The 9,187-nt window shown below is 50.1% G+C and carries 8 protein-coding genes, 2 tRNA genes and 1 pseudogene; 5 read left to right on the top strand and 6 right to left on the bottom strand.

Annotated elements, in window-relative coordinates; genetic code table 11:
* Positions 1-5: 5 nt before the first annotated feature.
* The 3 genes and pseudogenes from EII14_RS07005 to murF all read right to left on the bottom strand — a co-directional run.
* Positions 6-708: pseudogene (locus EII14_RS07005) on the bottom strand (helix-turn-helix transcriptional regulator); the annotation flags it as partial.
* A gap of 170 nt (positions 709-878) precedes the next feature.
* Positions 879-951, bottom strand: a tRNA-Lys gene (locus tag EII14_RS07000).
* A 507-nt stretch (positions 952-1,458) separates the two neighbouring features.
* Complete coding sequence (gene murF / locus EII14_RS06995; RefSeq protein ID WP_124931830.1) at positions 1,459-2,805, bottom strand: UDP-N-acetylmuramoyl-tripeptide--D-alanyl-D-alanine ligase; 1,347 nt, start codon at positions 2,803-2,805, stop codon at positions 1,459-1,461.
* A gap of 116 nt (positions 2,806-2,921) precedes the next feature.
* On the opposite strand from murF, the gene folP reads away from it, so the two are divergent.
* From folP to EII14_RS06970, 5 genes are all read left to right on the top strand, one after another.
* The gene (folP, locus tag EII14_RS06990) at positions 2,922-3,794 is read left to right on the top strand and encodes a dihydropteroate synthase (protein ID WP_124931829.1); all 873 of its coding nucleotides are present in this window, start codon (positions 2,922-2,924) and stop codon (positions 3,792-3,794) included.
* Between the two features lie 12 nt (positions 3,795-3,806).
* Positions 3,807-4,577, top strand: a complete 771-nt coding sequence (gene cdaA, locus EII14_RS06985) for a diadenylate cyclase CdaA (RefSeq protein WP_124931828.1) — start codon at positions 3,807-3,809, stop codon at positions 4,575-4,577.
* 252 nt (positions 4,578-4,829) lie between these two features.
* Positions 4,830-5,549 carry a phosphatidylserine decarboxylase family protein gene (locus EII14_RS06980; protein ID WP_124931827.1) on the top strand — a complete coding sequence of 240 codons (720 nt, stop codon included), beginning with the start codon at positions 4,830-4,832 and terminating at the stop codon, positions 5,547-5,549.
* Between the two features lie 67 nt (positions 5,550-5,616).
* Positions 5,617-6,351, top strand: a complete 735-nt coding sequence (locus EII14_RS06975) for a phosphatidylcholine/phosphatidylserine synthase (protein WP_124931826.1) — start codon at positions 5,617-5,619, stop codon at positions 6,349-6,351.
* Between the two features lie 169 nt (positions 6,352-6,520).
* Positions 6,521-6,844 carry a DUF4834 family protein gene (locus EII14_RS06970; protein WP_124931825.1) on the top strand — a complete coding sequence of 108 codons (324 nt, stop codon included), beginning with the start codon at positions 6,521-6,523 and terminating at the stop codon, positions 6,842-6,844.
* 162 nt (positions 6,845-7,006) lie between these two features.
* Here the strand turns inward: EII14_RS06970 and EII14_RS09330 are convergent, their stop codons facing one another.
* From EII14_RS09330 to EII14_RS06960, 3 genes are all read right to left on the bottom strand, one after another.
* Entirely contained in the window at positions 7,007-7,180 is a 174-nt protein-coding gene (locus EII14_RS09330) for a hypothetical protein (RefSeq protein ID WP_158608346.1), read from the bottom strand.
* Positions 7,181-8,032: 852 nt separating this feature from the next.
* The gene (locus EII14_RS06965) at positions 8,033-8,839 is read right to left on the bottom strand and encodes an RNA methyltransferase (protein ID WP_124931824.1); all 807 of its coding nucleotides are present in this window, start codon (positions 8,837-8,839) and stop codon (positions 8,033-8,035) included.
* A 130-nt stretch (positions 8,840-8,969) separates the two neighbouring features.
* Positions 8,970-9,044 (bottom strand) — tRNA-Glu (locus EII14_RS06960).
* Positions 9,045-9,187: the final 143 nt, after the last annotated feature.

The following is a 9,187-nucleotide window of genomic DNA, read 5'->3' as shown; positions in this document are numbered from 1 at the left end:
GTGGCCTATGGTTTTAGGGATGAAAGGTATTTTCTGTTAAGGCTATATGCGCTGCACGATTGCCGCATCACTCCAAATGTCGGATGAACCAGTTTTATGAGGTATTTTTTGAGATCTTGTTCGCCGGGGATGTTGAGTTTTTTGCGGATGTGGGCGCGCACCACATCAATGTTCTTCTCCGTCTTGTTGAGCAGCCGGTCGATTTCGCTCCGTTTCTTTCCCTGCAAGATGAGGTTGCACACCTCCACCTTCGACTTGGTGAGCAGGGGTAGGAGGTTGGCGAGGTTGCAACTGTCCGACAGGTGGTTGTGCAAATGTTGGTGCACGGCATTGATGATGTTGCGTTGCGAGCTCGGTTTGAGCATCGAAAACAAGCGGTCGGTGTCGTCGTCGGTCGGTGTCGTTGCTGCTCATGCGCAAATATGCCTCAATCTCTCGTTGGTTGAGTCTCACGGCGTGCATCAAGGCCGCTTCGCGGTGGTGCTGGTCGATGTCTTGGGCTTGTACGGATAGCACGCGACGTAGCAATTCGCCTAACATGCAGAGGAAAAACTGCGCGCAGAGAAGGAATTTGAAGATGTTCCACAAATCGGGTTCTTGCAAGTGATACACAACGATCGCATCGGCCGTCAGACTGATGAACGAAACGATGAAAGGCGTGTATTTCACGAAACACATGGCGAGAAACACCATCGCCAGCAACGAGGAAGAGAGAGGAGGGATATACGCTCAAATTTGAGGGATAAAGTCAATGTGGTAAATTTACGGTATTTCATTTTATGCCCCGGAACATTCTTTCAAGTTTTTGGTTTTCCGATTCAGCCATTCATTAAAATAAAAACAACGAGAACCATCTGAAAACGATGATTCTCGTTGGGTGATCTGTTTGGGACTCGAACCCAAGACCCATACATTAAAAGTGTATTGCTCTACCAGCTGAGCTAACAGATCTCGGCAAACTGTTTTTGTCGGAATGTTTGTGATAAACGTCCTCGTTTCAGGTTTGCGAGTGCAAAAGTAGAGATTATTTTGGAAACCTCCAAATGTTTTGTCGAAAAACTTGCATTTTCTCCTCGTTTTTTTGTGTGAAACCGAAAAATGACGCTTCAAACGTGTATTTCTGACCGGTTTGCACGAGCCGGAGAGAGGATGAAGGCCAAGTGATGAGGATATGCGCGTTTTGATGAAAAGAACGGTGGCGTTTGGGCTTTCCGAATACATTTTTGTCGCCCACCTGCCTTTCGCGACACATCTGTTTCGGTAAGCCGTGCGACGCTCTTTGAAAAATGGCATCTTTTTGAGGCGGCAATTTTCCAACGAACACTCCGCACCGCCGGCGTCATCTCATCCGCGGTCGTCTATTCGATGAAACCGCTCTTTGAAGGGGCGGTTTCCGTACGCATTCTCTGTTGTCGTGCGAAAAAGCGATTTTTCAAGATTGCGGAAGCCAAAAGGACGTCACAAGAGTTCGGGCAGTTCAAAGAGTTTTGTGCCGTTGGATCCTTTTATAAGAATGAGTTGATCGACCAAAGGATGATTGCGCAGTTCGGACTTCACGGCCTCTACGTCGGAGAAATATCGAAACAGGGTGGGCGAAACATCGGTGGAAGGGGAGTCTGCGGCGGCAAATTGCGCCCCGACGAGCCACACCTCCCTGCAACCTGCGGCGGCGGCCAAGGTCACCACTTCGGAGTGGGCGGCGAGAGAGGTAGCACCCAATTCGCGCATTTCGCCGAGAATGGCTGTTTTTTGCACATCGGCGATGAGGCGGAAGTTTTCCAATGCGGCTTGCATCGAAGAGAGGTTGGCGTTGTAGGCGTCGATGATGAGGCGATTGCGTGTTGTGCGGCGAAACTCCGAACGGCTGTTGTTGGGAGCATAGCGTGCCAAAGCCGCGTCGATCCGATTCGGGGCGACGCCGAAATGTCGCCCAACGGCAACGGCGGCCAAAAGATTGTGGAGATTGTAAGCTCCGATGAGCCGAGTGGACACACGGCGCCATTCGCCGCCCCGCTCGCGCCACCGAAATGTGAGAAACGGGTCGCAGACCATTGCCGCCCCCTCAATGTCCGTGCCGCTGTTTTCCGAACCGTAGGTGAAGGTGGGCAACCCTTCGGCGTGGGGGACGAGGTGAGGATTGTCGGCCGGAAGAAAGATGAACGCGGTTTGCTTGTTTTCGTCGGGAGATGCGTTGTTGCGTCGGCGGATGAAATCGTAGAGTTCGGTTTTGGCCGCGATGACGCCTTCAAACGAGCCGAAACCCTCCAAGTGTGCTTTGCCCACATTGGTGATGAGGGCGCAATCGGGTTGTACGATTTCACTCAATGCTGCGATTTCCCCTATATGATTAGCCCCCGTTTCGATCACGGCGAACTCGTGCTCGTTTGTGAGGCGGAGAAGGGTTTTGGGCACGCCGATGTGGTTGTTGAGATTGCCAATGGTGTAGAGCACGTTGTATCGCTCTGAGAGCACAGCGGCCACGAGTTCTTTGGTGGTAGTCTTGCCGTTGGTGCCGGTGATTTGCAAAATCGGCGTGTTCAAATGTCGGCGATGATGAGCGGCGAGCTGTTGCAGCGTGGTCAAAACATTGTCGCACAAGATGCAGCGTTTGTCGGCTGCGGCCGTTTCGGCATCATCGACCACGGCATAGGCGCAACCGGCTTCCAAGGCTTGAAGGGCAAAGCGATTACCGTCGAAATGAGCACCTTTGAGTGCAAAGAAGATGCTGCCTTCCGGGCAGTCGCGTGTGTCGGTGGTGACGACGGGGTGTTGGCAAAAGATTTCGTAAAGTCGCGAGATTTCCATGATGCTGTGAGATTTGCGTGCAAAAGTAGTGTTTCCTTTCTGAAAAGAGAAAAAAGGAGAATTTTATTTTGCTTGTCAAATTACAAAAAAGTAACTTTGCACAAAATAAAAACTTCATGTACGCACCCTTTTCTACCCCCACGCTCAACCTCGGAGGGCGGCTGTATGTCTTGAACCGCCCGATCGTGATGGGCATCCTCAATGTCACGCCCGATTCCTTTTATGCCGACTCGCGCACTCCCGACACCGATGCCGCGCAGATCCGTCGGCGCGTGCGTGAAATTATTGATGAAGGCGGGGACATCATCGACGTGGGAGCTTGTTCGACACGTCCGGGAGCCGATGACGTGAACGGCGATGAGGAAATGCGCCGCCTGAGCACGGCACTCGCCATTGTTCGCGAGGAAGCCCCGGAGGCGATAGTTTCGGTAGACACATGGCGTTCGGAGGTGGCGCGTGGCTGTGTGGAGGAATATGGCGTGCAGATGATCAACGACATCTCGGGGGGCGAACTGGACAGAGGAATGCTGCGCACGGTGGCACGGCTCGGCGTACCCTATGTGTTGATGCACATGCAGGGCGAGCCGCGCACAATGCAGGCTGCTCCGCACTATGAGGATGTCGTGGCAGAGGTCATCGAGTATTTGGCGCGTCGTGCACAGCGTTTGCGAGATTATGGCGGAAAAGACATCATTGTCGACCCGGGCTTCGGTTTTGGCAAAACGTTGGAGCACAACTATCGCCTCTTGGAGCGGTTGGAGTTTTTTCATGAATTGAATTGTCCGCTGCTGGTGGGTGTCAGTCGCAAATCCATGATCTATCGTTTGCTCGGCTCCACCCCCCAAGACGCGCTCAATGGAACGACCGCCATTCATGCTTTTGCTTTGATGAAAGGAGCACACATCCTTCGCGTGCACGATGTGAAAGCGGCCGTCGAAACTTGCCGCATTTTCAACGCCATGAACGCCGCCGAAACGGCAGGCCGATAACCCCGACAGCCCATGATAGAAGTTGGTATCAAAGACATCCTCGACATCGTCCTTGTGGCGTTGCTCCTGTTTTACATCTATAAACTGATGAGAGAGTCCAGTTCGGCCAATATCTTTGCCGGAGTGATCACTTTCCTCATCGTTTGGATTTTGGTGTCGCAGGTGTTTGAAATGCGACTTTTGGGAGGAATTTTCGACCGTTTGATCAATGTGGGTTCGTTGGCATTGATCATTCTCTTTCAAGAAGAAATACGCCAGTTCTTTTCAAATATCGGCACGCAACGGGCATCGCGCTTGTTTCGATGGTTGCACCGCAACGGCTCCGAGGAGTTGCATCGGGAAGCGATCATGCCCATCGTCATGGCCTGCATGAGCATGAGCAAACAGAAAATGGGAGCACTCATCGTCATTGAGCGAACGGTGAAACTCAATGACATCGCCGAAACGGGAGAAGAGCTGGATGCCGCCATTTCCCAACGCCTCATTGAAAACATCTTTTTCAAAAACTCTCCTTTGCACGACGGAGCGATGCTCATTGCACAGAAACGCCTCAAAGCCGCCGCCTGCATCCTCCCCGTTTCCCACGACAATGACATCCCCAAGGCTCTCGGCCTGCGACATCGGTCGGCGTTGGGCATCTCTCAAAAGAGCGATTGTCTGGCCATTATCGTCAGCGAAGAAACCGGCAATATCTCAATCGCGCAAAACGGACAATTCACCTTGCGACTGTCGCCCGAACAACTCGAAAGCAAACTTACCAAGCTGTTGAGCGAAGCAGAATGATCATGATAGCCCCTCAATTATTTGTTGAGGTGATAAAAAAAACGTATTTTTGCAGACGAATGTCACGATTGACCGAAATAAACAAGTTTTGGTCGTTTGTTCATACCCGTCTTTGACCGGTAAAAACGGTTAACTCCGATCGTAAAAAAAAGGCTGCAAATCGGCCGACGACATCTTCCGAACTCCGCCTCGTCGGAAACGAATCAAAGGGAGCGAAAGGCTCTTTTCGTTTACATCTATTTAATATCATCTATGACGAAACTCAAAACCATAAAGCGACATCGTTTGCACAACGAAGGGCGAACCACATTATTTCTGAGCGGAAGCGCATTTATAATCGTGGCCGTATTGTCTTATTGGTTGCTGATAGAGGCCTGTCCGCTTTGTTTCTATCTGATTGTGGCCGTCTTGACCATTGTATATGGCATCATCGTCAATTTTTTCCGCTGTCCGCTCCGCATTTTTATGGGCGAAACGGAAAATGTTGTCGTGGCTCCGGCCGACGGGCGAGTTGTGGTCATAGAAGAAGTGGAAGAAAACGAATATTTTCGCGATCGCCGACTAATGGTGTCTGTGTTTATGTCTGTGACCAACGTACACGCCAACTGGTTTCCGGTCGCCGGAAAAGTGAAGTTGGTGCGTCATCACAATGGCAACTTCCACAAGGCTTGGTTGCCCAAGGCCAGCACGGAAAACGAGCGCAGCACGGTGGTCATTTCCACCCCCTCCGGCCACGATGTGTTGGTGAGGCAGGTGGCGGGAGCCGTGGCGCGACGCATCGTGACTTATGCTGAAGAGGGGCAGACTTGCGATATTGACAACCACATGGGCTTTATCAAGTTCGGATCGAGAGTGGATGTTTATCTGCCTGTCGGTACCGAAATAGATGTCGCCCTCGGACAGGCCACCACCGGCAACGCCACCGTTTTAGGATACCTTACGCCGGTGAAAACTTCTGACAATCCGGCATAAATATAAGAAGGCCGTCGGCTCCAACGGAGCAGGCGGCTTTGTGCATGGATCAATGCTAATTCTTTTTATGAAACGTCACATCCCCAATATCATAACCTCTTGCAATCTTCTATCGGGCAGTTTGGCCGTGGGAGCAGCTTTTCAGCAATCTTTCTCGTTGGCCTTGGGCTTTATCGTCTTGGGTGCCGTTTTCGACTTTTTCGACGGTTTCACGGCGCGTTTGCTCGGAGTGAGCAGTCCCATTGGGAAAGAACTCGACTCTTTGGCCGACGTGGTCACTTTCGGACTTGCCCCTGCCACACTCGTCGTGCAGATGCTCGCCATCACCATGCCGTTTGCCGAATCGCCTCTTGCCACCCTGATACCTTACGGAGGCTTTCTCATTGTGGCTTTTTCGGCTTACCGATTGGCCAAATACAATTTGGACACGCGGCAAACACATTCGTTCATCGGTTTGCCCACACCGGCCAATGCTTTGTTTTGGGCATCGTTGGGCGTCAGTCTTTTCGACAGCGATGCCGTGACAGTTTTGCCCAGGGAGGTGATTTTCTGGTTGATAGCCGCAGGAACTTTGCTTTCGTGTTGGATTTTGATCAGTGAAATTCCGATGTTCGCACTCAAATTCAAGAGTTTTGGTTGGAGGGAAAACGTCGTTCGCTACTCCTTTCTCATCGCTTCTCTTGCTATTTTGATCTTCTGTTTTCTGACGAATGTCGGTGTGTTGGGCATAGCGGCAATCATTTTGCTTTATGTCTTTGTTTCTCTCCTCAGTTCGCAAAAAAGTACGCATCCTGCATATTGAGAAGAGTGCATTCCGAGGGCACGGCAAAACTTCTCAAAACAAAGCCGACAAGATATGGAACGCCCCGGCAATCTAATTCGACCTTTGAGCGCATGAGTAGTTTTGCGTCAGTCTTGTTTTGATCGCTTTACATATCTTTTCCATCTCTCCGGTCTTAGGATTTCCATTTATGACGGGTATATTGCTTTTTTTTCTGTTTCTCTTTGTTGCGATTTTCGTCGTCTTTCTTGTCGTGCTCAACCGAGTGTTGGGCTTCTTGTTTTCTCTTTTCGGCATGAAACCGTTTGGGCGTATGTTTTTTCGACATTTCGGAGCATTTTCGTCCGAACAAAACAGACGTTCCTCCCGATCTGCCGCCGCCGGCTCCGATGACTCCGCTTTTGGGGCATCTTCCGAACGCACGAAAAGAACGGCACACGCCGGTCGCCCGAAAGAAAAGATCTTTTACAAAGACGATAGTGAATATGTGGATTTTGAAGAAATGCCGAGATAAGCGTATGGAAAGTCGTCGGCTGTTCCGCAAAAAACGAATAGTGCCTCAAAAGTCAATCTCGATTATTGCTGTCCGGAAAACTTCAAAACGGCCTAAAAATATTGCCCGAAGCTCTGTGAAATGCAGCTTCGGGCTTTCTTTTTCAAAAAAGCAAGCTCTTCGTCAAACAGAGATGCTTTTTTGTATGGCGATGACTTTGCGTGCTCCTGCCAAGATTTCGTATTCTTCTTTTTGAGGATTTTCCATGAAATCGACGAAACGGGTGTAGTGAGTTCGCAGAAAGACCACACCTTCTCCGCAACGAAATCTCCACAACATCATCTCTGTTTGCTCCATGATGTAGCCGAACGCACTTTCGGCTATCTGTCAAACGTGGTTTTGGGGGAGAAAAGGTGCTTTATGCGGGCTTCCCCAATGTTTTTTCGTAAAATCGTCGAAAAAACTACACTGCGCCTTGCATATTGCTGAATTTCAAAAAGATAGGAATGTATGCAGATGTCTTGCCAATATACACTGATATAGGTTAAGTCTATGAAAATCAGATGAAAATGAATGTAGACAGATTTTCTGAAAACCTACACTGCCTACATGGGCGATTTCGGGCATCTGCACGCCTTCCCGATATGGGGTGTAGGTTGTGACGACGAATGTAGATTGTTTTCTGCGTTGTCTACATTCGCAACCATCTAAATATCTGATGTTTAACGTGGTTGGTGTAGACAATGTAGATAAAAATAAGAAAAACTCTTGGTAGGGGGGCAGAAAGTTGTTTTTTACGAAACATTGTTTCGGTTTCTCTTCGATTTGTCCGGATATACTGCAATGCGTCGGGGCGCATCTTACGCCAAGGCGTAGAGAAAACGGAGTAACGAGTAGAAATTCCCAAGCAACGAGTAGAATTTTCTATCTCTGACCTAAATTTCACCACTTCCTACTTGCTTCTCTTTTCGGTGATTCGGACTTTCTACTTTTGTCTGCAAGGTCTTTTCTCAGATATGGGAGGCTTTTGCGATTTTAATGCTCCGACAGACAGCTTTGGTGTCCTCATCGGTGGGCTTTGCGTGCTTTCATCGTGCATCAAGGTAGGCGTGAGCATAGACATGATTTGCGAAAAAACTTTATCCGACAGCCATGATCTCGATATTTCTGAGGTGGGGCACGATTTTGAGGAAGCGTATTTGCGGAATTTTATTTTTGATCGGGACGCAGTTCCCAAAAAGCAATGGCCGCGGCGGCCGCTACGTTGAGCGAATCTACGTTGTGCGACATGGGAATGCGCACGACGTAGTCCGTGGAAGCAATGACTTCGGCGGACAGCCCGTCGCCCTCCGTGCCCAAAACAAAGGCCAGCTTCTTCTCGGTTTTGAGTATGGGGTCGGCGAGCGATACGGACTTTTCGGTCAGTGCCAAAGCCGCCGTTTGAAATCCCAATGCGCCAAGCGACGAAATCGGAGCTTCCAACCAAGTCCAAGGCACGAGAAATACAGCCCCCATCGAAACACGAACGGCACGGCGATTGAGCGGGTCGCAAGACGTCGGTGTCAGCAATACGGCATCCATGCCCAGAGCCGCGGCGGCACGAAAGATTGAGCCGATGTTGGTGGTGTCTACCACGCCGTCGATAACGGCGATTCGTCGGGCGTTCCGGCAAATGTCTTCCACGCTGCGTTTTTGGGGGCGACGCATGGCTGCCAACACGCCGCGAGTGAGCTGATAGCCTGTGAGTTTTGCCAAAATTTCTCGTTCGCCGGTATAGACGGGAATGTCGCCGCAACGCGAAATGATGTCGGCTGCATCGCCCGATATATGTTTGCGTTCGCACAACAAAGCCTGCGGTTCGTAGCCTGCTTCCATGGCGACTTTGATGACTTTCGGGCTTTCGGCAATGAAAATGCCTTTCTCCGGTTCCAGTCGATTGCGTAGTTGGGCTTCTGTGAGTGTTCCGAATATTTCGACGCCCGGATGTGATAGCGAAGTGATTTCTGTGACGGCCATGATTTTTGTGCTTCAAATAATGGGAGAGGGGTATGGAGCCGTAAATTTCTACTGACTCGCTTTTGCGCGAAAAAACAAAAGAAAAGAGGCGGGACTCTTGAAAAAGCCCACCTCGACATCGGTGTTTGTGTGGTAGTGCCTACGGGAATCGAACCCGTATGTCATGCGTGAGAGGCATGTATCCTAACCGTTAGATGAAGGCACCGAGAGAGAAAGGCTATAAATCATTCTGTTTTTCTTTGCGTTTCTTGATGATTTAGGCGTTCTAAGTTCTGTGTTACCGAAACGTAGTTTGAGAAGCGCAAGAAAAAACGCAGGGATTTCATTTCCTTTCTTATTTCGACTTCA

The sequence above is a fragment of the Alloprevotella sp. OH1205_COT-284 genome, from assembly GCF_003859795.1.
GTDB lineage: Bacteria > Bacteroidota > Bacteroidia > Bacteroidales > Bacteroidaceae > Alloprevotella.
Note: the sequence above shows the minus strand (reverse complement) of the source record. Positions and strands in the feature narration are given on the sequence as shown.